We start from the raw sequence: 24684 nt of genomic DNA, 5'->3' as shown, positions 1-24684 counted from the left end.
AAGACCTCCTTTCTTTCAAAAAACAAGTTTTTTGTTACATAAAGCAAAATTAGCTTGCAATGGAATGACAAAATTAGCAATCCTATTCTTATATAGTGAGCGAATAGTTGTGCACAATTGTGTCGGTAAAAGCGTTATACCTTATACCTCAAATGTAAGGCATAATTATAGTAAGCGCAAATGTGTATCACCCTGAGTCGAGTATTGTGCCGTGAAAAATTCTAAAAAGTCTTTAATGCATGTGCTAAGCATGTCTATTTTGCTTAGTTTGAGTTCAACAAGCTTTGCAGAACTCGTCAATAACCCGTCCTCAGGGAGTGGTGGGAGTGCAAGTTTAAATTGGTCTTCAGCTGACGCTAGTCAACTTTTGAATGATGAAGATGATGAGCCAACTATACAAGGGTCAACATCTGTAACTACAACTTTACGTGGTGGTAATGCACCCAAGGTTGTGGCATCTGCACCAAAATTTGCTCAAATCCGTGATACCTCTGGCTACAATGCCCAGCCGAGTGTAAGTGCTCGTGCCGCATTGGTGATGGACGCGCAAACTGGTGAAGTATTATTTAGTAAAAATACGAACGCTTCAGTGCCAATTGCATCTATTACCAAGTTGATGACAGCAGTGGTAACAGCAGATGCTCGTTTAAACATGTCAGAAGAAATTATGCTTGAGCAAATTGATTTTGCTGGGGCAAACGGTAAAAATTCAAGTTCAACACTGCGTGTTGGCGATAAAATGAACCGTGCAGAAGTGTTATTGTTTGCTTTAATGAAGTCTGAAAACCCTGCAGCGGCGGCTTTAGCGCGTACTTATCCAGGTGGTCGTCCTGCATTCGTAGCTGCAATGAATTCTAAAGCACGTTCTTTAGGTATGAACGCAACCCATTATTATGAGTCAACAGGTTTAGATCCGCGTAATGTATCTTCTGCGCGTGACCTAGGAATCTTGGCGAGTACAGCTTCTCAGTATGGTTTGATTCGTCAATTCTCAACTACACCAACTTATGACTTTAACTTGGGTTATCGAGTGTTGAAATCTAACAATACTAATGCTCTAGTGCGTAATGGTGGTTGGAACATTAACTTGTCTAAAACAGGTTATATCAATGAAGCAGGTCGCTGTGTTGTGATGCATACGACTGTAAACTCGCGTCCAGCCGTGATTGTATTGCTTGGTGAACCAAGTTCGCAAGCACGTAATAATGATGCAACTAATCTATTGGGTTGGTTAAGTAATTTACCAAAACGTATTTAATTTAATTATTCTAAAAACGCTTCTCTCAAGAAGCGTTTTTTTATGACTATAAAAAAGACATAAAAAAACGGCTGTATTGAACAGCCGTTTTATGAAAACTCAGATTTTACATATTAGATAAAATCGAATCTTTTACTTGGCTCATTGTTGCATCAATTGACAACATAACTGCATCAGCACATTGTTTGATTGCAGTGTCAGGATCTTTCAAGCCATTACCAGTTACTGTACATACAATTACAGAACCTTCAGCAATTTTACCTGCTTTAATGTCACGAATCGCACCGCCAATAGAAGCAGCAGATGCAGGCTCAACAAATACACCTTCATACATAGAAAGTAAGCGTTGAGCTTCTAAAATTTCGCTGTCTTGAAGTTCATCGAACCAGCCTTTAGAGTCGCGTACTACAGCTTTTGCATGGTTCCAGCTTTGTGGATTACCAATACGAATTGCAGTTGCAACTGTTTCTGGATTTTCAACTGGAGCGCCACGTAAGAATGGAGCTGCGCCAGAAGCTTGGTAACCAACCATTGTTGGTAAACCTTCAGGTTTTGGACCAGTGAATTGATCAGTAGCTGCATCATAAATCACTTGTTCAAACTGATCAGCAGGTTGATTTGCTACCGCTTCGGTATAACCCATCCAGTGAGCTGTGATGTTACCTGCGTTACCTACAGGTAAGCAGTGATAATCAGGTGCACGGCCTAAAGCCTCAACGATTTCATAAGCAATGGTTTTTTGACCTTGCAAACGGTAAGGGTTGATTGAGTTTACAATCGTTACTGGCGCTTGATCAGCAACTTCTTTTACAAGACGCATACCATCATCGAAGTTACCACGGATTTGCATAGTGATCGCACCATACATCATTGCTTGCGCCATTTTACCCATCGCAATTTTGCCTTCTGGAATCAAAACAAATGCTTTGATACCTGCACGTGCAGCATAGGCAGCAGCAGCAGCAGAAGTGTTACCAGTAGATGCACAGATAATCGCTTTAGAGCCGTCTTCAACCGCTTTGGTTACAGCCATGGTCATACCACGGTCTTTAAATGAACCAGTTGGGTTTAAACCCTCATATTTCACATAAATTTCAACATCTTTGCCAATAATACGTGGAATATTCTCTAGTTTAATGAGTGGGGTGTTGCCTTCACCCAAAGAGATAGCACGAGTAGTTGCCGAAACTGGCAAACGGTCACGATAACGATCTACAAGACCAGTATAACGATTGGCATTAGACATGATGGTGTTCCAATTAGAGGTGAAGCGGGAGAGGGAATCTTTCCCTCAACCTGATTAACTATCGAGCGATTCTAAACGAATTCTTACGATTTCGCCACGAATAGCAGGTAATGCTTGGATTTGTGCAAGAGCCTCATCCATTTTAGATTCAACGATTGGATCGGTCAGAATCACGATTGGAATAAGGTCTTTTAAACGGGATTGTTGCATGATGGCATCAATACTAATTCCAGCGCGGCTTAAGATGGTAGTAACATCTGCAAGTACGCCTGTTTGGTCTTCTGCATTTAAGCGGATGTAATAACCTGTGGTCATTTCTTCACGACTTAAAATTGGCACATTTGTTAATGCTTCAAAAGCCAACTGAGGAATTGTCCCAGCACCGTCTTCGGTATAAGAGATGTCGCGGACAATATCAATTACATCGGCAACAACAGCAGACGCTGTTGGACCAGCACCAGCACCAGCGCCATAATAAAGTGTAGGGCCTACAGCATGAGCTTGAACTAAAACAGCATTTTTAACGCCGTTTACATTTGCAATAAGCTGCTCATCTGGAATGAGTGTTGGGTGAACACGTAATTCAATACCCTTTTCAGCACGACGTGCAATTCCGAGGTGTTTAATGCGGAAACCGAGCTCTTCGGCATATTTCACATCTTGTGCGGTAATTTTGCTAATACCTTCGGTATAGACCTTATCGAATTGAAGAGGAATACCAAAAGCACAAGACGCTAAAATTGTAAGTTTGTGCGCAGCATCAATACCTTCAACGTCAAAAGTTGGATCTGCTTCTGCATAACCCAATTCTTGAGCTTCTTTTAATACATCATCAAATGCACGGCCTTTCTCACGCATTTCGGTCAGAATAAAGTTGCCTGTACCATTAATGATGCCTGCCAACCATTGAATATGGTTTGCAGCAAGGCCTTCGCGGATGACTTTAATAATTGGAATACCGCCAGCAACTGCTGCTTCATAGGCAATTTGTACAGCATTGTCTTCAGCTGCTTTAAATAATTCATTGCCATGTTCAGCGAGTAAAGCTTTATTTGCAGTCACGACTTGTTTGCCGTGTTTGATCGCTTCCATGATGATTTCATAGGCAGGATGAATACCACCCATCACTTCCACAACCATATCAACGTCTGGTTGACGAACGATATCAAGTAAATCTGCGCTTTGTTTAATCCCTTCCAGTTCGAGATCTGGACGAGGACGACGTGTTCCAACGTGGGTAATTTGAATTTCTCGACCGGTGCGACGTTTAATTTCAGCGGCATTTTCTTGTAGTAGTTTAAGGGCTCCTCCACCTACGGTTCCTAGACCGAGTATTGCCAGGCGAACTGGTTTCACGTCACACTCCATTCATCATTTAATCATTTAGTTGAAGCTAGATCATAGCTAAAAAAAACGCCAGACTCTAGCGCTTTTAGTGCCTGTTCAATGAATTAGAGTGCGATGTTTGGAAAAGAAGAGTAGATCAGTCTTTAAACACTGATACGTAAAGCATTATTTGTTGAAAAAACAAAGCGCTGCAATGAGAGCAGCGCTTTTTATAAGAGATAGATGATTAATCATTCATCAATTTTGAGTAGATTATTTATCCAGACGTTTAATTAATTCATCTGGTGTTAAATATCCACCCAAGTACTCGCCATCAACATTATAAATAGCAGGTGTACCATTTACACCCATGTTTAAGCCAAGTTGATATTGCTCTCGAACAGGGTTTTTACATTGAGCAGGTGGAATGTTGACACCTTGTACTGCTTGGCTAAAGGCAGCTTTGCGATCTGCGCTACACCATACAGCTTCCATAGTCGGCATAAATTGCTCACCACGTGGCCAAGCGATATAGCGTACTTCAATACCCTTTTCATTAATTTCAGGTATGTGCTCATGTAGTTTATGGCAATAAGGACAACTTGCATCGGTAAACACATAAATCACGTGTTTAGCTTTACCTTTTGCAGGATAGACAATCAGATCTTCATTTTTTAAAGCCGCAAGATGCTTTTTATTTTCTGAAGCTTGAAGATTATCTCCAATATTATGAAGCTCTTTGCCTCCTAATCGGATGACATCACCCTGAATTAAATATTTTCCATCACTGGTCGTATAAACCGAGGTCATCCCTTCGAGATTTACCCAATACAAATTAGGAACTTCAGTCGGCTTGATATCTAAAATTTTGGCATTGATATTTGCATTCTTAAATTGTTTCTGCAAAGTTTCGATCAAACGCTGCTTATCATTACGTTCGATAATGGTTGAAGCTTCCCCAGTAGCAGGTGCAGTCGCTGTGAGCGCATCTTCTTTTTGTGGTTTGTTTTCTTTAGAACAAGCACTGAATAAAAGGCTAGATGCCAGCGTGCAGGCAAGAAAAATTTGAGAGCGGGTAAAAGACATAGATAACCCTTATTTCATCAGTATTTATAGTCAGAAGTTGCTAAGCATAACAAAAAATCTAACGTTTATTGTTAAAACTTTCTTAACCTTTGTGAACGAAATCAAATGATTGATATGGAATGCTTGTCTGGAACTTTAAAGTTTTATCATCCTCTAGGGTGATGTTTTTCATGCAATTGTTGCATGCGTACTTGTGCAACATGCGTATAGATTTGAGTTGTAGATAAATCGCTATGACCCAGTAACATTTGCACTACGCGTAAGTCAGCACCATGATTGAGCAGATGTGTTGCAAAGGCGTGACGTAAAGTGTGAGGTGAGAGTTCAGCTTGAATATTGGCTTGAAGCGCATAGCGTTTAATGGCATACCAAAAGTTCTGACGACTCATAATCCCACCATGTTGGGTCAAAAAAAGATAGTCAGTCGAGCTTTTGTAGAGTTGAGGCCGAGCATTACTTAAATAGCGTTCTACCCATTCACAGGCAATTTGTCCTAACGGGACCAATCGCTCTTTATTGCCTTTACCAGTAACTCGTAAATAGCCTTGCTTTAAATTAATGAGTTCCAGTCGCAAGTTAAGTAGCTCTGAAACACGTAAGCCACATGCATAAAGTACTTCAAACATTGCTCGGTCACGTAAGCCAAGTGCTGTATTGATATCTGGCGCATGAATCAGTGAATTTACATCTTCTTCAGATAGATCTTTAGGTAATGCTCGTCCAATTTTTGGAGAATGATGGGTTGCTACAGGATTGTCACTACGTAACTTCTGTTCACGTAAAAATTTGTAAAATTGACGTAGGGCAGATAGGCAGCGGGCAATCGAGCGAGGGCTTTTTCCTGCTTTTGTCAGTTCAATTAGAACATCTGCGATGTCATTACTTGTCCACTGTGGAAGAGCTGTTTTTTTATGAAGTTCGCTGCATTGAATGAGGTCTGATAAATAAGCATTTCGTGTATGTGGACTTACCGTCTGGGCAACAAGATAGTCGCGGAAACCTTGTAAAAAGCTTAAATGTTCAGGAATTTGAACAGGGCTTGGAATACGCGGTTTCTTATTTAACATACACTAGATCCTCTAAACCTCTGTACTGTAAAAGAAACTTTAAGGTTTGTCGATGAAACTAAATAAGAAGTGAAATTTAACCTTATTTGGTAATTATTCTCATTTATATGTATACTAGAAAAAAAGGTTTAGGATCGGATGCGGTGCGTTTATCAGCTTTAAAAGTGAAGCAAGCGGCGACCATCACCAAAGTGAATCGGATATCGGTAGAGTCCGAGCAGCAAGATTTGGTCGCAATTCGTTTGGAGAGTCTGGGCTTTGTGCCGGGCACACGAGTGGAAGTGATTACCAAGGGTATTTTTGGTGGTGATCCGATCTTGATCCAAATTGGCTTTACTCGTTTCGCTTTACGTAAAGCAGAAGCGGAAAAAATCGAAATTCAAGTAGCAGAAGGAGTACCCGCATGAGTGATGCGTTACGTATTGCCCTTGTGGGAAACCCGAACTGTGGTAAAACCTCTCTTTTTAATCACCTAACTGGAACTCGACAAAAAGTCGCAAACTATGCGGGCGTAACAGTCGAGCGTAAAGTAGGTCATTTTCAGTTACCTTCAGGCCGAGCAGTACGTGTACTCGATTTACCGGGTACATATAGTCTAAATGCAACCAGTCCTGATGAAGTTATTACCCGTGATGTTTGCTTGGGTAAGATTGCCGAAGAGGGTCAGCAAGATGCCTTTTTGTGTGTGGTTGATGCGACTAACTTAAAATTGCATTTAGGATTGGTGCTCGAAATGATCGAGCTTGGCCGTCCGATTTTACTTGTACTGAATATGATGGATGAAGCGCGTCGTCGCGGCATTCAAATTAATACTCAAAAGTTGTCTCAACGTTTGGGTGTACCAGTCGTTGAAACAGTTGCTGTTCGTAATGCGGGCATTGAAAATTTATTACATGCTCTTGATCAAGAAAAATACAGTGTGCCACAGACTGAACTGAGTGGTTTGACTGGAACTCATCATCAAAAAATCGATATGGTTTTTAAAGATGTTGTTCATTATGTTGAGCAGGGCGATAAGCGTACTGATTTTCTAGATCGAATTTTCCTACACCCAGTTTTAGGTCTGCTTAGCCTTGCCCTCATGATGTTTATTGTGTTTCAGGCCGTTTTTGCTTGGGCAGCTCCGTTCATGGATGGCATTGAAGGCTTCTTCGGCTGGTTGGGCGAAGTGGTGGGAACTGTGATTACACAGCCACTACTGCATAGTTTGGTTGTTGACGGAATTATTGCGGGTGCAGGTGGCGTAGTTGTGTTCTTGCCACAAATTTTAATCTTGTTCTTCTTCATTTTGGTATTAGAAGAATCGGGCTATTTACCGCGTGCAGCATTCTTGCTTGATAAGTTAATGTTCCAAGCTGGTTTAAGTGGGCGAGCTTTTATTCCTTTACTTTCAAGCTTTGCCTGTGCAGTACCGGGAATCATGGCAACGCGTAGTATTAGTGACCCTCGTGATCGCTTTACGACCATTATGGTTGCGCCATTAATGACCTGTTCAGCACGTTTACCTGTATATGCCTTGCTGATTGCTGCATTTATTCCAGAGAAAATGGTCTGGGGTATTTTCAACCTACAAGGTCTGGTGCTATTTGGCCTATATATGGCTGGTATTGTGAGTGCGCTTTGTGTTTCATTTTTAATGAAATTCTTCCAAAAAGATAAGTCTCAACATGCCTTATTGCTAGAGCTGCCGAGTTATCGTTTCCCTGATTTAAAAAGTGTGGGAATCGGTTTGCTGGACCGTGCAAAGATCTTCTTGAAACGCGTCGGCGGAATCATTTTTGCGCTCTCTATTTTGCTCTGGTTTTTGTGTACGTTCCCACAGCCACCAGAAGGGGCGACATTACCTGCTATTGATTATAGTTTTGCCGGTATGCTTGGACACCTTATTCAACCTTTATTTGCTCCAATTGGTTTTAACTGGCAAATCTGTATTGCTTTGATTCCAGCTATGGCAGCGCGTGAAGTTGTGGTTGCAGCATTAGGTACGGTTTATGCCTTGTCTGCAACGAGTGACGATGCGGTAGCTCAAGGTTTGTCACATCTGATTAGTGCAGATGGCTCGGGCTGGTCTTTGGCCACAGGATTATCGCTTTTAGTGTGGTTCATTTATGCCCCACATTGTTTAGCTACATTGGCAACAGTACGCCGTGAAACAGGTTCATGGAAACATGTTGCTGTCATGACTGCCTATCTGTTCGGTTTAGCTTATTTGGCATCGTTTGTTACCTATCAAATTGCTTCCCACTATTGGGGTTAAGGCAAGAAAGGAGGTTGTATATGATTCAATATCTGATTATTGCGGTTCTAGTGATTTGGAGTGCAGTTGTTGTTTTTAAGAAAGTATTTCCAAAAACAGCAAATTCGGTCTTTTCTTCACTCTCTACATTTTGTGAAAAGCAGGGTTGGATAACCTTGGCAAAATGGCTTAAACCAAAAATGACCTTTGGTTGTGCTGGTGGTTGTGGTTGTTCAAGCGAAGATAAACCTACGAATACAGTTCAAGAAATTAAGCCGATTAAATGGCAATAAATTTAGTATTTCTTGTTTCGTCTAAAAAGCCATCATATTGATGGCTTTTTTACGCACTGACACAAAAAAAGATGAATAAAGTTCAAACTGAAAAAGCATTCAAAACAGCAAAGTGCTAACATTTTTGCCATTCTGTCGATTGATAAATTGTGGGGCAAAAATGTTAATACAACGCGGTGGATTAAAAGTTGTCGCAGGCTTGGGAATATCAGGCGTTTCTGCTGTTAATTTCCTGCATGAACAAGGCTACCAAGTTGCAGTAACGGACTCTCGTCCAACCCCTCCTGGTCATGACCAGATTCCAGCTGGCGTTAAAACCAGTTTCGGTCAACTTGACCAAGAATTATTATTACAAGCAGAAGAAATTATTTTAAGCCCAGGCCTTGCACCGCAATTACCAGAAATTCAGGCAGCTATTGCTCAAGGTATTTCAGTGGTAGGCGACATTCAATTATTACGCCGTGCCACAGAAGTGCCTATTGTGGCTATTACGGGCTCTAATGCTAAAAGTACAGTAACGACCTTAATTGGCCTAATGGCTCAAGATGCAGGTAAAAAAGTTGCTGTGGGTGGAAACCTAGGACGCCCAGCTCTAGACTTACTAAAAGATCAACCAGAGTTGCTTGTACTTGAGCTCTCAAGTTTCCAGTTAGAAACCACATCTCATTTAAATGCTGAGGTTGCTGTGGTTCTTAACATGAGTGAAGATCATCTAGATCGTCATGGCGATATGTGGGGTTATCACCAAGCAAAACATCGTATTTTCCAAGGCGTTAAAAAAGTCATATTTAATCGTGATGATGCTTTAAGTCGCCCTCTTGTTCCAGATACAACACCAATGCAAAGCTTTGGTCTAAATGCACCAGACTTAAATCAATATGGTGTTTTAAGAGATGGTGATGGCACGCTTTGGCTTGCACGTGGTTTGCAGCGTTTAATTAAAAGCTCAGATTTATATATTCAAGGTATGCACAACGTAGCCAACGCTTTGGCTTGTTTAGCATTAGGTGAAGCAATTGGTTTGCCTATGGAATCTATGCTTGAAACGTTAAAACAATTTAAAGGATTAGAGCACCGCTGTGAGTACGTGAGAACTGTACATGATGTGCGTTATTACAATGACTCTAAAGGAACCAACGTTGGTGCTACACTTGCAGCAATTGATGGTTTAGGCGCTGCAATTGAGGTTAAGAAAGGGAAGGTTGCTTTGATTTTAGGTGGGCAGGGTAAAGGTCAAGATTTTGGTCCATTACGTTCTTCTATCGAAAAATATGCCAAAGTTGTGGTATTGATTGGTGAAGATGCTCCAGTTATTGAACAAGCAATTCAGGGCGTAACCAAAATTTTGCATGCAGCAACACTCAAAGAAGCTGTAGAGCTGTGTCAACGTGAAACACAAGCTGAAGATGTGGTGTTGTTATCACCAGCCTGTGCAAGTTTTGATATGTTTAAAAGTTATAATGACCGTGGTCAGCAGTTTGTTGCCTGTGTCAATTCGTTGGTTTAAAGAAAACATGATTAGGAATGTTGTATGGCAGGCTTAGCTCAGACCACAATCCAGAAAATCAATCATTGGTATGAACGGATATTGCCTAAATGGCCAGCGGAAGTGACGCCACGTAATGTCCTGATTTTCTGTGTCGTTGCATTGTTGTGTATCGGTTCAGTGATGGTGGCGTCTGCTTCGATGCCCTATGCTGAATATATGCATGAAAACCCGTTTCACTATGTGATTCGTCATGGTATTTCGATTGTCGCTGCGGCTGTGGTGGCATATTTGACCTATCGGATATCACTCAATACGTGGTTTAAAAATACTTTCCCGCTGTGGCTATTGACCATGGTTCTGTTGCTTGCTGCTCTGGTGGTGGGTTCAGAAGTGAACGGTTCTACACGTTGGATTAAGATCGGTGGCTTTACCTTACAGCCAACCGAGGTTGCCAAAGTCATGATGGCAATCTTTACCGCAGACTACGTTGTGCGCCGTGCCAAAGAGGTTCGTACTCACTGGAAAGGCTTATTACGTTTAAGTGGAGTCATGGCAATTACGGTTGGTTTGATTATTGCTGAGCCTGACTTGGGTGCTACGATCGTAATTGTATTGATGATGGTCGGGGTATTCTTTTTAGCTGGTGCACCACCAACACAGTTCTTAATTATGTTGGGCGCAATTGTAACCGGTATCGTGTTTTTGATCTTATTTGAGCCGTATCGTTTCCAGCGTTTGATTTCGTTTACTGACCCATGGGCAGATCCATTAGGGGTAGGTTACCAGTTATCAAATGCGTTAATGGCCTTCGGTCGTGGTGAGTGGTTTGGTACAGGCTTAGGGCACAGTGTCCAAAAGTTGTCTTATTTGCCAGAAGCACATACTGACTTTATGTTGGCAGTGTTAGGCGAAGAGTTTGGTTTCTTTGGTATTTCTATTGTCATTGGTTTGTCTTTCTTGATGTTGGCATGCTGTATCAAAATTGGTCATCGTGCATTGAAACATCATTATCTTCGCGCAGGCTATTTAGCTTACGGTATTAGTATTATTTTCTTGCTCCAGATATTGGTAAATGCGGGCATGAATATGGGTTTAATGCCGACTAAAGGTTTGACTCTGCCATTTATTAGTTATGGTGGTACATCTTTAATGATGTGTGCTGCGATGATTAGCTTGATCTTAAAGATTGATTCTTCAACCCAAGAAGTAAACCCAGAAAGGGAAGAATCAAACTTCTAGTTGAATATTTAGACATGAGAAAACCCGATTTGATATCGGGTTTTTTTATTTATAGGTATGTTCCGCTCAGCTGCTCTACATGTGGAATTAAATCTACATTCCATTGTTCTACTGCTTGTTTAAGCATAACTTTAGGTTGGTCTAAATCAACCTTCGGTTGTCCCAATGCTTGTATTGCTTGTTGCAGCAATTGAGGGGCTTTTGATAAATCAAGTGCCTGAGCAAGGTTTTGTTTAGAGAGTTTTTGCCCTTGATCATTCATGGCCAGAGGAAGGTGCATGTAGCTCAGTTTAGGGTATCCTAAGAGCTCACCAAGCCAGATTTGACGTTCGGTGTTATCTAATAAGTCTGAGCCTCGAACGACATGGGTGATGCCTTGCAGATAATCATCCACGACGACAGCAAGTTGATAATTAATAATCCCATCACGGCGTTTAAGAACAAAGTCTCCAAGGTCATGGTACAGATTAGAGCAATGACGTCCTTGCAGTCGGTCATCAAAACAGATTTGTTGATCTTGAACTTTTACCCGAATTGCTTGGTCTTGAAAATCAAGATTGAGATCGCGGCAAGTTCCCGCATAGATTGCGTTTGAACCCAGCATTTTGCGTGTACATTGACAAGCATAGATAAGACCTTCTTTTTTAAGTTGATCTAATACACTTTCGTAAATGTCTAAACGGTTTTTTTGAAAGATGATTTCTGAATCGGGTTCGAACTGGAAGGCGTCCAATGATGTGAGAATATGATCTTCACTACCCGGATAAATACGAGGGATATCTGTGTCTTCGACACGAACAAGCCATTTGCCTTGATGGGCTTTTGCATCACAATAACTGGCAACGGCAGTGATAAGTGATCCAAAATGCAAAGGGCCGGTTGGCGATGGCGCAAACCGGCCTGAATATGCAAAGCTAGGTTTCTCTTTAGGAGTTACCTCGGTCATATTAACCGTTATTTTGCTTCTCTTTGATTTCTGCCAAAGTTTTGCAATCAATACATAGAGTTGCAGTTGGGCGTGCTTCTAAACGACGTACACCGATTTCGATACCACAGGTTTCACAGAAACCGTAGTCTTCGTTTTTAATTGCTTCCATAGATTGTTCGATTTTACGAATCAACTTACGTTCACGGTCACGTGTACGCAATTCAATTGCAAACTCTTCTTCTTGGGTCGCACGGTCATTTACATCGGGTAATGCAGTTGATTCGTCTTGCATCGTATTCAACGTACGATCAACTTCAGACATTAATTCAGCTTTCCATGCCTGCAGAATTTGTCGGAAATGCTCGAGCTGTCCTTCAGACATGTACTCTTCATTTTTCTTAGGTTGATAAGGTGCAATACCAAATAAACTTGCAGTTGTGCCTATGTCAGAAGTTTTAGGTTTCACTTTACGTGCACGTTTTGTAGAAGCTTTTTCGCCTTCCACTACAACTTCTGTATGTTCATCCAAAACTTGGTTGTGGTTGTCATTCGCCATAATAGGGCATTCCTCATCATACACGTATTATCTATACGCAAAAAATATGGTGATATGCAAGTGTTTTTATAGAAAACCATCGATGGATTTCCCCATCGGGTCGTCATCATATAGATTTTTCCTGCAAGATGATAGTCATTCCACCCCGTAAATATTTTCAAAACGTGTTTAGCCTAGTCATAATTGCATATAAGCATATAAGAAATAGAGCTAATAGCCTGAAATATCAGTATTTATAAGGCCCTGAAAATTTTCAAGACGGAAGACTTTTGTTTCAAAACTACCATCGTTTTTTAGACGAATGTAACGGTAGCCAGGAGCATTTTGGTCTAGGGCAAATTCATTACTAAACGGTTTGAACTGAACGCTTGTCGAGGGTGTCGAGAAAAATTCGATCCCTTGCCAAGTGTTTAGTGAGTCTTGGTGAACGTGCCCGCAGATTAAAGCTTTTACATTTTTAAATGGAGCTAATGTTGTAAGCAACGCATTAGAATTTTGTAACTTGTGATGATCAATCCATTTAGATTTCATTGCGAAAGGATGATGATGACAAGCCAGCAAAACAGGGTTATCCGAAAACTCTTCAAGTAATGTCGCTAAATTTTGTAGTTGTTCTGGCGACAGGTGCCCATCAATCTGACCTTTTACCGCACTATTTAATAAAATAACGCGCCAGCTTCCTAAACAAATGACCACAGGTTCCTGATGGTTTTCTTTATGTAATGGAAAATGGTCAACGTTATCATGATTACCCAGTGTCTGAAAAAATGGCAGACCTAACGTTTGCATATATTGAATATAACGTTTGTAGGTAATAGGCGTTGGTGCTTGAGCCAGATCTCCAGTATGGATAATGGCATCAGTTTCAGGATGTCTTTTCAGGATCTGTTGAATAATGGCATGAAAACTTTCTTCAGGATTCATTCCCACAAATTCTAAGTGCGGATACTCTAATAAGTGAGTATCTGTAATTTGTATAATGACATGGTCTTTTTGTGAAAGTGTTGAGACTTGAAAAGTCACCGTCCTACCTCGTCGGATTTTATTATCGTTGTGATGTGTTGAGATAGCCATTGTAGCGCCATAATGACAGGAGCATTTCTCAAACGTCCTCGACTCAATAATGTTGATATTTCGCTGTAGTCAAACAAGTGTAAAAGAATATTTTCACCTTCATCAGGCATGCCAAAAACTCCGCCTTTTGTTGGTAAGTCTGTTTCAGCAGCATATAAGTGAAATAGTTCTGAACACGCCCCAGCAGATGGATAAAAGCTAAATAGATGATGTAAATGATTAATAGTACATCCTGACTCTTCAAGCGTTTCACGACGAATACAGCTTTCAGGAGTCTCATCTCCATCTAATACACCTGCAATTATTTCCAATTGCCATGGTGAATCGGGGTCATTAATCGCGCCAACCCGAAATTGTTCAATAAGTGCAAATTGTTGTCTTTGATCGTTGTAGAGTAGAACGCCAGCCGCTTCAGGACGATGAACAAGTTCACGCTGCAATACATGGGTATATTCAGTTTGATTAAATAGACGATGTCGAAGGCTGACTTTTTCAACTTGAATAAAACCACGGAATAGAGATTCGCGTGATGTTACTTCGACATCTTTAGATGTATAACTTGGACGTTCAACAATACTCATGATTCGATCAGGACGAAATCTATTTATTTCATCCTAACCGAGAATCATGGCTAGGCAAGTGTTTTTTTTGAATATTTACACTTTATGATACAGTTTTTGACCTTGTTCTTGATAAACCTCTTTCATGGCTTTGAGGCCTTCTTCAACCTCTGAATTACTATTAGTGAGGTTGTTGGCATAGTCACGAACATTCTGGGTGATTTTCATCGAGCAGAACTTTGGTCCACACATTGAACAGAAGTGAGCAGATTTATGAGCCTCTTTTGGTAAGGTTTCATCATGCATGCTACGCGCTGTATCTGGGTCTAGACTTAAGTTGAACTGATCATCCCAACGGAATTCAAAACGAGCTTTTGACAAGGCATTATCGCGAACTTGAGCACCCGGATGGCCTTTCGCAAGGTCAGCAGCATGTGCCGCAAGCTTGTAGGTAATAATCCCGTCTTTAACATCTTTTTTGTTTGGTAAACCCAAATGCTCTTTCGGTGTCACATAACAAAGCATTGCTGTGCCATACCAACCAATCATGGCTGCACCAATTGCAGAAGTAATGTGGTCATAACCCGGAGCGATATCAGTCGTTAAAGGCCCAAGCGTATAGAATGGTGCTTCTTTACACACTTCTAGCTGAAGGTCCATGTTTTCTTTAATCATGTGCATTGGTACGTGACCAGGGCCTTCAATCATGACTTGAACATCATGTTCCCATGCACGGTGAGTAAGTTCACCTAGAGTTTTAAGTTCGCTGAACTGTGCTTCGTCATTTGCATCTTGAATACAACCCGGACGTAAGCCATCACCTAAGCTAAACGAAACGTCGTAAGCTTTCATGATTTCACAGATTTCATCAAAATGAGTGTATAAGAAGTTTTCTTCATGATGTGCTAGACACCACTGCGCCATGATTGAACCACCACGAGACACAATACCTGTTAAACGGTTTGCTGTAAGTGGAACATAACGAAGCAATACACCTGCGTGAATCGTGAAGTAGTCAACGCCTTGTTCAGCTTGTTCAATCAGTGTGTCTTTGAAGATTTCCCATGTTAGGTCTTCTGCAACACCATCAACTTTTTCAAGTGCTTGATAAATTGGTACTGTGCCGATTGGAACAGGTGAGTTACGAATAATCCATTCACGTGTTTCATGAATGTTTTTACCTGTCGACAAATCCATAATGGTGTCAGCACCCCAACGGGTTGCCCACGTCATTTTTGCAACTTCTTCATCAATTGAAGAGCCAAGCGCTGAGTTACCAATGTTGGCATTAATTTTAACCAAGAAGTTACGGCCAATAATCATTGGTTCAAGTTCTGGATGGTTAATGTTGGCGGGAATGATCGCACGACCTTCAGCAACTTCTTGGCGAACAAATTCAGGTGTAATTTCTTTTAAGTTTTTTGCACCAAAATTTTGTCCAGGATGCTGACGGATATCAACACCTTCACGCTGGCGCTGATTCTCACGAATTGCAATATATTCCATTTCAGGTGTAATAATACCTTGCTTGGCATAATGCATTTGAGAGACATTTTTGCCAGCTTTGGCACGGCGCGGGTTTTGAATATGAGCAAAACGAATGTCAGCGGTGCGGATATCTTTTAAACGTTCCTGACCAAAAGTTGAAGTTAAGCCAGAAAGTACGTCAGTATCGTTACGTTCTTCAATCCAGTTTTGGCGAACTGAAGGTAAACCTTTGTCTAAATCAATTTGAACATTTGGGTCGGTATAAACACCTGAAGTGTCATAGACCATAACAGGGGGATTATGTTCACCGCCAAGACCAGTTGGAGTATCTGTTAAAGAAATTTCTCGCATTGGAACCTGAATATCAGGGCGAGAGCCTTCAATATAAACTTTTTTAGAAGCGGGTAAGATACGGGTTAAATCTTTTGCATCTTGTTCATGTTGTGCTGAAATTTCAGCAGAAGAGAGATTCGTTAACTGGTTCATTACATGATCCTTATGAATAACATCAACGAATCAAGCACGACCAAAAACGATGGCGGATTTATCTTTACGAGATAAATTTAAGGCTTATGTTTTTAGATGGCTTGATTCCTACGCAGGTCTTAACCTGATCAGGTTCAACGGTACTCATGTTCAAACTTGTGTTGCTATAACACAAAATTTACACAATCTCAGCGAGTTATTACTCGCGCTCCGTCAAGCGATTTACAGACTAACATGTTTTAGGTTGGGTGGCATTGTCAATTTGTATCTATACAAACCGCATCTATATGGCAGTCGCGATAGACTTCAGTGTTCCATGGGGAGTCTAATTTTAATAGCTGCTCAAGTTGTTCATGAGTAATCTGATAATTTGATTTTTTATCGCCATTCTTATCAGTTAAATCTATTTTAAATTGCTTATTACGCTCCTCTACAGGCGTAGCAATAAACTTAAGAAACAGTTGGGCTGGTTTCGCTAAACTCGACTGATTTTGTGTAGAGAGAAACCGAATTTGTTGAAGTGCATCTTTATCAAACCATGTGTTTGGTGCATATTCATCTGACACTGGCGTGTTATCTAGACCAAAGAAAATAAAATAGCGATATTCGTTAAAGAGTAGTTTTGCATCACTAATAAAATAGCTTTTTGGATACTTTTGAATAAATTTTTCCCAAAATAATGCACGTTCAGTGAGTTCTTTCCAAGAAATAGCCAAAGCACCATCGTTATAAAAAATATTTTGATTGTCTTTTGCCATACGAGTTAAGAACTCTTTTTGGTCTGCGGGTAAGGCTTTAGAAAAAACATCAACTAAATAGTTTGGCTGACGTCGATAGGTGAACATGCCTTCGCCTTGATAGAGAAGTTCAATATAGGCTTGGCCTTCATGTTGAAGTAAGTATTGATCACGTGGGCTCAGTTGGTCGAAGAGCTTTTTCTGAGTTTGGATGACCTTTTTAAGGTCTTGTTGTTTATGTTCTAAAACAGCATAGCCAAAAGCTTCAAACGCTCTGCCTGTTTTTTCAGTGTAGTCTTGCTTTAAAAAACGTTGATACATGGCTGTTGATGCATCAATCAACTTAAGCTGTTCATCATTTTTTAAAGACGGAACACACGTTTTAAGCTTTTCATTAATTTGATTTAAGTCTTCTATTTTGCTGTTTTGATTAATCGTGTGCATAGCTACCATAATTTGTAAGCAGCCACTGTCTTGTTTTTGAATGGCCTTTTGCTCAGTTGATTTTTGCTCTTTAGATACAGCCTGATCTTGCTCTGATGTTTTATTACATCCAGCTAAAAGTAGTGCGCTGCACATACTTATCATTAGAACTTTTTTCATCATTGTATTTTTATCAAAGTGAATATTGCTCAAATTATAACTCGGAAAAAGATTGCATCATTGTTAGAAATCTTTATTATTAGGTAGGTCGGTCTACTTAAATTAAAGCTATGAATGATAAAACAGCAAGACAGAAAATTCTCGATGCCGCTTCAACTTTGTTTTATAACGATGGCATTACTGCAACTGGAATTAACTCGGTTACCGCTAAAGCAGATGTTGCTAAAATGTCGCTTTATAATAATTTTTCTTCAAAAGGTGAGCTTGTCGATGCCTATATTGCTGCGCGCCATCAAGAGTGGCTTGATCTCTACCAAAAGCGTTTAGAAAAAATAAAAACAGCTAAAGAAGCCATTTTGGCTGTATTTGATGCCTATCAAGACCATGCGGAATTTGCCTATGAAAAAGGCTTTCGAGGTTGCGGGTTATTGAATGCTGCGGCTGAGTTTCCTGCGAATAGTGCAGGGCGAAGTTCGGTAAGACAACATAAGGAAGAAGTCGAAGCTATTGTTGCTGAGCATTTAAAAAAATTGATACCAGACTCACAGCGGATTAGCTATGTGGCCACGCAGCTTTCTTTTCTTTTAGAAGGTTCTATGGCACGAGCAGGCTTAGAAGGAAATAGTCGTCAACTTCTATTAGCAAAACAAATGGCAGAAGATATTTTAAATAGAGAATGCCCACATGATTAGCCTCATTAAAAATAGTAGTTATGGGGGCACAATTGCGATTTTAGTTGCTTCTGTTTTGTGGGGAACAACTGGTACTGCCGCAGCATTTGCTCCGACACTTGGCCCACTCGCTATTGGCGCCGTAGCGATGGGTGGCGGCGGTCTTTTACAAGCGTTGGTTGCATCAAGAGCGATAAGGGAAAACCGACAATTTATAAGGGAAAATCTTTCCATATTGCTGTTGGGTGTGGCGGCTGTTGGTATTTATCCTTTGGCTTTTTATTCTTCAATGCATTATGCAGGCATTACGATTGGTACCGTGGTTTCAATTGGTTCTGCTCCACTGATCGCAGCCATTTTAGAGCGATTCTTTGATCGCAAAGCTTTGTCAGCTATCTGGTTTCTAAGTTTTATTTGCGGTGTGCTTGGTGTAACGATGCTGTCGATGGGTGAAAGTCATGCGGTTCTAGACAGTACAAATCAATGGAATAAATACTTCGGTATTTTGCTTGGACTTGTTGCAGCTACAACTTATTCACTTTATTCATGGGCTGCAAAAAGATTAATAGATCGGGGTGTTGATGCTAAAGCTGCAATGGGCATGATTATGGGTGGTGGGGCAGTTATTTTGCTTCCTACTTTGTTGGTTACAGGTGGTGGGTTATTACAAAGCTCAACCAATTTACTTGTGGCTGGTTATATGATGCTGATTCCTATGTTTTTGGGTTATTTGCTTTTCGGTTTTGGACTAAAAACAGTAAATGCCAGCAAAGCGACGACCTTAACTTTATTTGAACCTTTAGTTGCTGCGATTTTTGCCATTGTGTTGGTGGGAGAGCATGTTTCATGGTTGGGTTGGATAGGCATGCTTTTGATTTTTATTTGTATTTTAATTTTGTCAAAAACTGAGAACGCTTAAAAAAACTAAAACTTTTAATGGCTTGAGTTTGATTCGAATTTTTCTTAGTCTTAAAGGCAAGTTTTATCGTTGATTTGAACAATGAAAATAAAATTAATGGTCGCTGTTGGCCTTTGGAGTTTTGCATCTTCGAGTTTTGCTCTAGATTTGGTTGAGACTTATGAGCGCGCAAAACAAAATGATCCGACATGGCAAGCCAATCAACAACAATTTGAAGCAGATCAACTTAATTTAGGCTTGGCAACGGGAGCGTTATTACCCACCGTTACACTGTCTGGAAACATTACTCGTAATCGACAAACTGTAAAGCGTTCAAACTTTCCAGGTGTTGACCAAGAAGGGCTTTCTGATGCTTTGGTAAGTAATACCTCAACGACTCGCCAAGCGACCTTAACAGCACGTCAGCCATTGTTTCGAATGGATGCTTGGGAAGGTTATAAGCAAGTTAAAACTTCGGTTGCCTTAAGTGAAATTACCTTAAGACTGCAAAAACAAGATCATGTTTTAAATGTAGCAGAAGCCTATTTTAATGTACTACGTCAGCAGGCATTGAGTGTTGCATACCTACAAGAAGAAAAAGCTTTGCTTGAACAGCTTAATATGATGAATGCCAAACTCAAAGAGGGTTTGGTGGCCCGTAGTGATGTGAGTGAAGCAAATGCTCAATATCAAAATGCTAGAGCCAATCGTATTTCAACCAATGTTCAATTACTTTTAGCCCAAGAACAGCTTTCTGAATATATTGGTTCCTATCAAGATAAGCTTGCTGTATTACGCAGTGATTTTAGTTTTCAAAAGCCTTATCCAGCAGAGCTTAATGACTGGATTTCTTTGGCCCAGCAAAAAAATCTAAAGATCCAGCAAGCCCGTTTACAGCAACAATATAGTGAAGATCAGCGCCGTGTGGAAAAGGCCGCGCTTTATCCTCAAGTTGATGCCGTTGCAAGCTATGGTTATACCAAACAGACCCCAGAGACTCTTATTTCGACTGACGGAAAATTTGATCAGGTTGGGGTGGAAATGAACTGGAATTTATTTAATGGCGGCCGCACTCGAACATCAATTAAAAAAGCGACTGTAGAAGCCAGTAAAGCTCAGGCTCAACTTGATGCGGCCATCCGCCGTGCCAATGTCGACGTAAAAAGTGCATTTATGCAGGTCGATACAGACCAAGCAAAACTCGAAGCAAGAAAAGCTGCAATGGATTCGTCTTCTTTAGTTTCTCAAGCCTCAAAAGCGAGCTATAACGAAGGCTTAAAAAGTATGGTTGATGTTTTATTGGCCCAGCGTAATGCTTTTTCTGCAAAACAGGATTATCTTAATGCTCAATATGACTATTTATTGAATGTACTTCGTTTAAAAGCTGCGGTAGGTCAGTTGGGTGAAAAAGATCTGGTCGAGCTAAATAACTGGTTAACCTATCAGTAATAAAATGCTTTTATCTGAAATTTAATTTTGTCATAAAAACTTAATGATTGCTGTGTTCTAATGCTCAATCATTTTATTCCTGCGCCATCATGTTGGAGGCTTCCCTTGAGTCCAAGTAATCCGGTGTTAACCCATCATATTTCTTCTCAATTTAATGAAGAATTGCAAGATGTAAACACAAAGTTTATGACCATGGGTGGCTTGGTCGAACAACAGGTCGCAAATGCAATTCATGCTTTGCTTGATACAGATGCAAATTTAGCGATTGATGTTCAATTTAAAGATAATGCAGTCAATCAATATGAACGTGATATTGATGAAGGCTTGACGCTAATTTTGGCGCGTCGTCATCCAGCAGCGATCGATTTGCGTATGGTTATTGCTATGAGCAAAGCCAATACTGACCTTGAGCGTATTGGTGATGAAGCAGCAAAAATTGCCCGTATTGCACAAAACCTTTGTGAAGAGGGTGGTTCGCCTCGTGGCTACATGGAAACACGTCATATTGGTAACCAAGTTCGTGTCATGATTCATGATGCTCTTGATGCTTTTGCGCGTTTAGATGCAGATCAGGCTTTACGTGTACTTTTAGCCGATGCTGACATTGACCGTGAATATCAGTCAGCAACGCGTACATTAATGACATATATGATTGAAGATCCACGTCATATTGCTCGTGTTATTAATGTCATGTGGGTTCTACGTTCTTTAGAGCGTATTGGTGATCATGCACGTAATATTGCTGAGCAAGTCATTTATATGGCAAAAGGCTTTGATGCTCGTCATACCAAAATTGAAGAAATTGAAGCCAAAGTCCACGAAAAGTAATCTTGAGCTGAAATATTTAAAAGCCTTGTTTCAAACAAGGCTTTTTTATTTTTAAAAATAATAGATAAAAAAATGTCCCGAACTTTGGGGGGAAGTTCAGGACAGAAAATCAAATACATAAACACGACAGGGATCGTGTTCTTCTTGCTATGAATTGATATTAAGTTCTGAGCTTTTCTATGTCATGTAGAGTCCTGTTCGCTCTATGTAAGGCTTTTTATGCTTGTGTAAGTTTCACGTAAAAAAAGGCAGGTCTATGTATATAGACCTGCCTTTTTAATGATGAAGAAGCTAAAACAAACCGATTATTCTGGTTTCCAGCCTTCAGCTTTTTCTACGCTTTCATCATTGTTAAAGAACTTCTCACGTTGTTCTTCAAGAAACTTTTTTGAATCTGGTTCAAACACATTTAAACGCTTTTCATTAATCAGCGTAGTTTGATGCTGTAACCATTCTTGCCATGCTTGCTTAGAAACATTTTCAAAAAAGTCTTGGCCTTTAGCACCTGGAAAAGGAGCGAAGTCTAGACCTTCCATTTCCTTTTGATATTTGCGGCAAAATACTTGTCGACTCATGGTTTATCCTTAAGCGTATAACTGTTCTAAACGTGTATGGGCACGAGCAATCGCAGCTTCAACCTGTTTTGGTGAAGTTCCGCCAATATGATCACGTGCATTTACAGAAGCTTCTAGTGTTAAGGCTTTATCAAACACATCTGCTGTAATTAGGTCAGAGAATTGTTGTAACTGCTCAAGTGTTAACTCAGATAAATCTTTTTCTTCAGCAACACCTAACGCAACAGCTTTACCTACAATTTCATGAGCATCACGGAAAGCAACGCCTTTTTTCACTAAATAGTCAGCAAGATCGGTTGCAGTCGAGAATCCACGAAGTGCAGCTTCACGCATAATTTCAATATTTGGAACCAATGCAGGAATCATATCTGCGAAAGCCATGAGTGAACCACGAACCGTATCGATCGCATCAAATAAAGGTTCTTTGTCTTCTTGGTTATCTTTGTTGTACGCCAATGGTTGACCTTTCATGAGCGTAAGTAAGCTAATTAAGTCACCAAATACACGGCCTGATTTACCACGAATAAGTTCAGGAACATCCGGATTTTTCTTCTGCGGCATGATTGAAGAACCAGTACAGAAGCGGTCAGGAATATTCACAAATTTGAACTGTGCAGAAGTCCAAAGGATTAGCTCTTCAGACATACGTGATAAATGCATCATGATCAGTGCAGCAGCTGCATTAAACTCAATGGCGAAGTCACGGTCAGATACCGCATCAAGTGAGTTTTCAGATACAGCTTCAAAACCTAACAGTTCCGCTGTGTAAGGGCGGTCAATTGGGTAGGTTGTACCAGCAAGAGCAGCTGAACCAAGCGGCATACGGTTAACGCGCTTACGACAATCTTGAAGACGTTCAGTGTCACGAATTAACATTTCAAACCAAGCCAGTAAGTGGTGACCGAAAGTCACAGGCTGAGCAGTTTGTAAGTGTGTGAAGCCCGGCATAATTGTATTTGTATTTTTGGCAGCCAAGCCTAACAAGCCTTTTTGTAAGCGTTCTAATAATTTTAAAATGTCATCAATTTCGTCGCGTAGGTAAAGACGAATATCGGTTGCAACCTGATCGTTACGGCTACGACCTGTATGTAGTTTTTTACCTGTAATGCCAATACGTTGAGTCAAACGTGATTCAATGTTCATGTGAACATCTTCAAGATCGATGCGCCACTCAAAGGTACCAGCCTCAATTTCTGAGCGAATGGTGTTTAAACCTTCAATAATGTCATCGCGTTCTGCTTCTGTGAGTACGCCAACTTTCGCAAGCATGGTAGCATGCGCAATCGAACCAGCGATGTCTTGTTTATAAAAACGCTGGTCAAACTGAACAGAGGCGGTAAATTCGGCTACAAAAGCATCCGTCGCTTCAGAAAAACGACCACCCCACATACCTGAGGTTTGGTCTGGGGTTACTGAATTAGGGGGATTTGAAGATGTGGTCATGGTGGCTCAGTAAAATAAAAAAGAGTATATCACTTGCCGAAGCTCAACAAACAAAGTTGTTTCCTACAGCATACCGAAATCAAAATTCTTCCTATTTTTTTACGAAAAACGGGCGTTGGCAACACTTATTCGAATTAATTATCGCAAGTAATGTTTTGGCACTGGTCTTGGCGTTGGCTGAAGCACAGTCTTGGCAAGCGTTAAGCGGTGGACGCCTTTTACAATATATCGTTTTTATTAACTGGGTCATCTTGTCATTTTTTGCCTTGGTTGAACGCTTTCAAGGTTTCTTTAGCAGTTTACGTCAAGAATTTGCCTTGGCTATTGGCTTTGTCATGCTGCAAGGTATTGTTGTTTTAACCACATTCATGAGTAATTTTTTTCAGTTTGGTCTTTTAAATAAACATGTTTCTTTAACGCAGGGCTGGAGCATTTATTTTACCAATGTACTTTTATATCTCAGCTATGGAATATTGCTAGGGGCTTTCTGCTTACGTTATCTATATGTCAGAGAACAGTGGCTGCATCAACAGTCTGCGGAGTTAAATGCCCGTATTCAGGCCATGCAAGCGCGAATTCATCCTCATTTTTTATTTAATAGTTTAAATAACGTGGTGAGTTTAATTGCGATAGATCCAGATAAAGCAGAAAGCATGCTCATTAGTCTGTCACGTTTATTTCGCGCCAGCTTCCAAGAATTGAAATTGGTGAGTTTGCATGAAGAAATCGAGTTGAGTAAACAATATTTAATGATTGAGCAGGTGCGTTTGGGGGAGCGTTTAAAAGTAGATTGGAAAATCGAGCTTTCACCTGTGCAACTGAAACAGGTCACCATTCCTTTATTGACATTACAACCTTTGTTAGAGAATAGTATTTTTCATGGGGTAGAGCCAATGATGGGTAAGGCAACCATAGGGGTATTGGTTGAAATATTGCAAAATCAGGTCAGTATAGTCATTACCAACCCATATACAGACGATACAATAAAATCAAGGAAAGGGCATGGAATCGCGCTTGAAAATGTAAAACAGCGCCTGAAAGCATATTATGGGAATTCCGTAAGATTTCAGGTTTATAAAGGTGAAACCTTATATACCACCATTATGAGCTATCAATATCAAACAAAATAATAAGTTAGTCAGAGTTAA

At 40.4% G+C, this 24684-nt stretch carries 23 protein-coding genes and 1 riboswitch; of the genes, 11 read left to right on the top strand and 12 right to left on the bottom strand.

Annotated features, from left to right (window positions below):
• Positions 1 to 211 precede the first annotated feature (211 nt).
• Positions 212 to 1258 carry a D-alanyl-D-alanine endopeptidase PBP7/8 gene (gene pbpG / locus F935_RS14135; protein WP_016139516.1) on the top strand — a complete coding sequence of 349 codons (1047 nt, stop codon included), beginning with the start codon at positions 212 to 214 and terminating at the stop codon, positions 1256 to 1258.
• A 106-nt stretch (positions 1259 to 1364) separates the two neighbouring features.
• On the opposite strand, the gene thrC is transcribed toward pbpG, so the two are convergent.
• The 4 genes from thrC to xerD all read right to left on the bottom strand — a co-directional run bounded on the left by thrC (position 1365) and on the right by xerD (position 5983).
• Positions 1365 to 2504: a threonine synthase gene (gene thrC, locus F935_RS14130; RefSeq protein ID WP_016139515.1), complete on the bottom strand. Its 1140-nt coding sequence runs from the start codon at positions 2502 to 2504 to the stop codon at positions 1365 to 1367.
• A 54-nt stretch (positions 2505 to 2558) separates the two neighbouring features.
• Entirely contained in the window at positions 2559 to 3860 is a 1302-nt protein-coding gene (locus F935_RS14125; protein WP_016139514.1) for a homoserine dehydrogenase, read from the bottom strand.
• Between the two features lie 243 nt (positions 3861 to 4103).
• Positions 4104 to 4916: a DsbC family protein gene (locus F935_RS14120; protein WP_016139513.1), complete on the bottom strand. Its 813-nt coding sequence runs from the start codon at positions 4914 to 4916 to the stop codon at positions 4104 to 4106.
• Between the two features lie 146 nt (positions 4917 to 5062).
• Positions 5063 to 5983: a site-specific tyrosine recombinase XerD gene (xerD, locus tag F935_RS14115; protein WP_016139512.1), complete on the bottom strand. Its 921-nt coding sequence runs from the start codon at positions 5981 to 5983 to the stop codon at positions 5063 to 5065.
• A gap of 143 nt (positions 5984 to 6126) precedes the next feature.
• Between xerD and F935_RS14110 the strand changes: the two genes are divergently transcribed.
• The 5 genes from F935_RS14110 (at position 6127) to ftsW (ending at position 11240) form a co-directional block, all read left to right on the top strand.
• Positions 6127 to 6390, top strand: coding sequence for a FeoA family protein (locus F935_RS14110; protein WP_035366538.1), 264 nt, complete (start codon positions 6127 to 6129; stop codon positions 6388 to 6390).
• Positions 6387 to 8240 (top strand): ferrous iron transporter B, encoded by a 1854-nt coding sequence (gene feoB / locus F935_RS14105; RefSeq protein WP_016139510.1) that lies wholly within the window; start codon positions 6387 to 6389, stop codon positions 8238 to 8240. The genes F935_RS14110 and feoB overlap by 4 nt, the downstream gene beginning before the upstream one ends.
• A gap of 20 nt (positions 8241 to 8260) precedes the next feature.
• The gene (locus F935_RS14100) at positions 8261 to 8512 is read left to right on the top strand and encodes a DUF6587 family protein (protein ID WP_016139509.1); all 252 of its coding nucleotides are present in this window, start codon (positions 8261 to 8263) and stop codon (positions 8510 to 8512) included.
• 160 nt (positions 8513 to 8672) lie between these two features.
• A complete protein-coding gene (gene murD / locus F935_RS14095; RefSeq protein ID WP_016139508.1) occupies positions 8673 to 10019 on the top strand; it encodes a UDP-N-acetylmuramoyl-L-alanine--D-glutamate ligase in 1347 nt (448 codons plus the stop codon).
• 24 nt (positions 10020 to 10043) lie between these two features.
• Positions 10044 to 11240 carry a putative lipid II flippase FtsW gene (gene ftsW / locus F935_RS14090; RefSeq protein WP_016139507.1) on the top strand — a complete coding sequence of 399 codons (1197 nt, stop codon included), beginning with the start codon at positions 10044 to 10046 and terminating at the stop codon, positions 11238 to 11240.
• Positions 11241 to 11289: 49 nt separating this feature from the next.
• Here the strand turns inward: ftsW and gluQRS are convergent, their stop codons facing one another.
• The 6 genes from gluQRS to F935_RS14060 form a co-directional block, all read right to left on the bottom strand.
• Positions 11290 to 12186: a tRNA glutamyl-Q(34) synthetase GluQRS gene (gene gluQRS / locus F935_RS14085; protein WP_016139506.1), complete on the bottom strand. Its 897-nt coding sequence runs from the start codon at positions 12184 to 12186 to the stop codon at positions 11290 to 11292.
• A 1-nt stretch (position 12187) separates the two neighbouring features.
• Positions 12188 to 12724, bottom strand: a complete 537-nt coding sequence (gene dksA, locus F935_RS14080; protein WP_016139505.1) for an RNA polymerase-binding protein DksA — start codon at positions 12722 to 12724, stop codon at positions 12188 to 12190.
• Positions 12725 to 12934: 210 nt separating this feature from the next.
• Entirely contained in the window at positions 12935 to 13747 is an 813-nt protein-coding gene (gene cpdA, locus F935_RS14075; RefSeq protein ID WP_016139504.1) for a 3',5'-cyclic-AMP phosphodiesterase, read from the bottom strand.
• Positions 13744 to 14379: an NUDIX domain-containing protein gene (locus F935_RS14070; protein WP_016139503.1), complete on the bottom strand. Its 636-nt coding sequence runs from the start codon at positions 14377 to 14379 to the stop codon at positions 13744 to 13746. The genes cpdA and F935_RS14070 overlap by 4 nt, the downstream gene beginning before the upstream one ends.
• A 75-nt stretch (positions 14380 to 14454) precedes the next feature.
• The gene (gene thiC / locus F935_RS14065; RefSeq protein ID WP_016139502.1) at positions 14455 to 16332 is read right to left on the bottom strand and encodes a phosphomethylpyrimidine synthase ThiC; all 1878 of its coding nucleotides are present in this window, start codon (positions 16330 to 16332) and stop codon (positions 14455 to 14457) included.
• Between the two features lie 88 nt (positions 16333 to 16420).
• A riboswitch (TPP riboswitch) is annotated at positions 16421 to 16555 on the bottom strand.
• A 34-nt stretch (positions 16556 to 16589) separates the two neighbouring features.
• Positions 16590 to 17675, bottom strand: coding sequence for a hypothetical protein (locus F935_RS14060; RefSeq protein WP_016139501.1), 1086 nt, complete (start codon positions 17673 to 17675; stop codon positions 16590 to 16592).
• Between the two features lie 107 nt (positions 17676 to 17782).
• Here F935_RS14060 and F935_RS14055 point away from each other — a divergent pair, with 107 nt between their 5' ends.
• From F935_RS14055 to phoU, 4 genes are all read left to right on the top strand, one after another.
• On the top strand, positions 17783 to 18364 hold the full coding sequence (locus tag F935_RS14055; protein ID WP_016139500.1) for a TetR/AcrR family transcriptional regulator: 582 nt from the start codon (positions 17783 to 17785) through the stop codon (positions 18362 to 18364).
• Positions 18357 to 19262 carry a DMT family transporter gene (locus F935_RS14050; RefSeq protein ID WP_016139499.1) on the top strand — a complete coding sequence of 302 codons (906 nt, stop codon included), beginning with the start codon at positions 18357 to 18359 and terminating at the stop codon, positions 19260 to 19262. Before F935_RS14055 ends, F935_RS14050 begins: the two co-directional genes overlap by 8 nt.
• A 96-nt stretch (positions 19263 to 19358) precedes the next feature.
• On the top strand, positions 19359 to 20690 hold the full coding sequence (locus F935_RS14045) for a multidrug efflux outer membrane protein AbuO (RefSeq protein WP_080645617.1): 1332 nt from the start codon (positions 19359 to 19361) through the stop codon (positions 20688 to 20690).
• A 105-nt stretch (positions 20691 to 20795) separates the two neighbouring features.
• Positions 20796 to 21518 carry a phosphate signaling complex protein PhoU gene (phoU, locus tag F935_RS14040; RefSeq protein WP_035366304.1) on the top strand — a complete coding sequence of 241 codons (723 nt, stop codon included), beginning with the start codon at positions 20796 to 20798 and terminating at the stop codon, positions 21516 to 21518.
• Between the two features lie 305 nt (positions 21519 to 21823).
• On the opposite strand, the gene F935_RS14035 is transcribed toward phoU, so the two are convergent.
• Complete coding sequence (locus tag F935_RS14035; protein WP_016139496.1) at positions 21824 to 22093, bottom strand: oxidative damage protection protein; 270 nt, start codon at positions 22091 to 22093, stop codon at positions 21824 to 21826.
• A 9-nt stretch (positions 22094 to 22102) separates the two neighbouring features.
• Positions 22103 to 23536 (bottom strand): argininosuccinate lyase, encoded by a 1434-nt coding sequence (argH, locus tag F935_RS14030; RefSeq protein ID WP_035366301.1) that lies wholly within the window; start codon positions 23534 to 23536, stop codon positions 22103 to 22105.
• On the opposite strand from argH, the gene F935_RS14025 reads away from it, so the two are divergent.
• Positions 23527 to 24666: a sensor histidine kinase gene (locus tag F935_RS14025; RefSeq protein ID WP_016139494.1), complete on the top strand. Its 1140-nt coding sequence runs from the start codon at positions 23527 to 23529 to the stop codon at positions 24664 to 24666. The genes argH and F935_RS14025 overlap by 10 nt on opposite strands.
• Positions 24667 to 24684 lie beyond the last annotated feature (18 nt).

It is taken from the genome of Acinetobacter calcoaceticus ANC 3811 (assembly GCF_000399665.1).
Lineage (GTDB): Bacteria > Pseudomonadota > Gammaproteobacteria > Pseudomonadales > Moraxellaceae > Acinetobacter > Acinetobacter calcoaceticus_B.
Note: the sequence above shows the minus strand (reverse complement) of the source record. Positions and strands in the feature narration are given on the sequence as shown.

Bases quoted from the DNA above. Each gene is read 5' to 3' on its own strand.
- thrC (WP_016139515.1), bottom strand. From the start codon at position 2,504: ATGTCTAATGCCAATCGTTATACTGGTCTTGTAGATCGTTATCGTGAC.
- F935_RS14120 (WP_016139513.1), bottom strand. From the start codon at position 4,916: ATGTCTTTTACCCGCTCTCAAATTTTTCTTGCCTGCACGCTGGCATCT.
- xerD (WP_016139512.1), bottom strand. From the start codon at position 5,983: ATGTTAAATAAGAAACCGCGTATTCCAAGCCCTGTTCAAATTCCTGAA.
- feoB (WP_016139510.1), top strand. From the start codon at position 6,387: ATGAGTGATGCGTTACGTATTGCCCTTGTGGGAAACCCGAACTGTGGT.
- F935_RS14100 (WP_016139509.1), top strand. From the start codon at position 8,261: ATGATTCAATATCTGATTATTGCGGTTCTAGTGATTTGGAGTGCAGTT.
- murD (WP_016139508.1), top strand. From the start codon at position 8,673: ATGTTAATACAACGCGGTGGATTAAAAGTTGTCGCAGGCTTGGGAATA.
- ftsW (WP_016139507.1), top strand. From the start codon at position 10,044: ATGGCAGGCTTAGCTCAGACCACAATCCAGAAAATCAATCATTGGTAT.
- gluQRS (WP_016139506.1), bottom strand. From the start codon at position 12,186: ATGACCGAGGTAACTCCTAAAGAGAAACCTAGCTTTGCATATTCAGGC.
- dksA (WP_016139505.1), bottom strand. From the start codon at position 12,724: ATGGCGAATGACAACCACAACCAAGTTTTGGATGAACATACAGAAGTT.
- F935_RS14070 (WP_016139503.1), bottom strand. From the start codon at position 14,379: ATGAGTATTGTTGAACGTCCAAGTTATACATCTAAAGATGTCGAAGTA.
- thiC (WP_016139502.1), bottom strand. From the start codon at position 16,332: ATGAACCAGTTAACGAATCTCTCTTCTGCTGAAATTTCAGCACAACAT.
- F935_RS14060 (WP_016139501.1), bottom strand. From the start codon at position 17,675: ATGATGAAAAAAGTTCTAATGATAAGTATGTGCAGCGCACTACTTTTA.
- F935_RS14055 (WP_016139500.1), top strand. From the start codon at position 17,783: ATGAATGATAAAACAGCAAGACAGAAAATTCTCGATGCCGCTTCAACT.
- F935_RS14050 (WP_016139499.1), top strand. From the start codon at position 18,357: ATGATTAGCCTCATTAAAAATAGTAGTTATGGGGGCACAATTGCGATT.
- F935_RS14045 (WP_080645617.1), top strand. From the start codon at position 19,359: ATGGTCGCTGTTGGCCTTTGGAGTTTTGCATCTTCGAGTTTTGCTCTA.
- F935_RS14035 (WP_016139496.1), bottom strand. From the start codon at position 22,093: ATGAGTCGACAAGTATTTTGCCGCAAATATCAAAAGGAAATGGAAGGT.
- F935_RS14025 (WP_016139494.1), top strand. From the start codon at position 23,527: ATGTGGTCATGGTGGCTCAGTAAAATAAAAAAGAGTATATCACTTGCC.
- argH (WP_035366301.1), bottom strand. From the start codon at position 23,536: ATGACCACATCTTCAAATCCCCCTAATTCAGTAACCCCAGACCAAACC.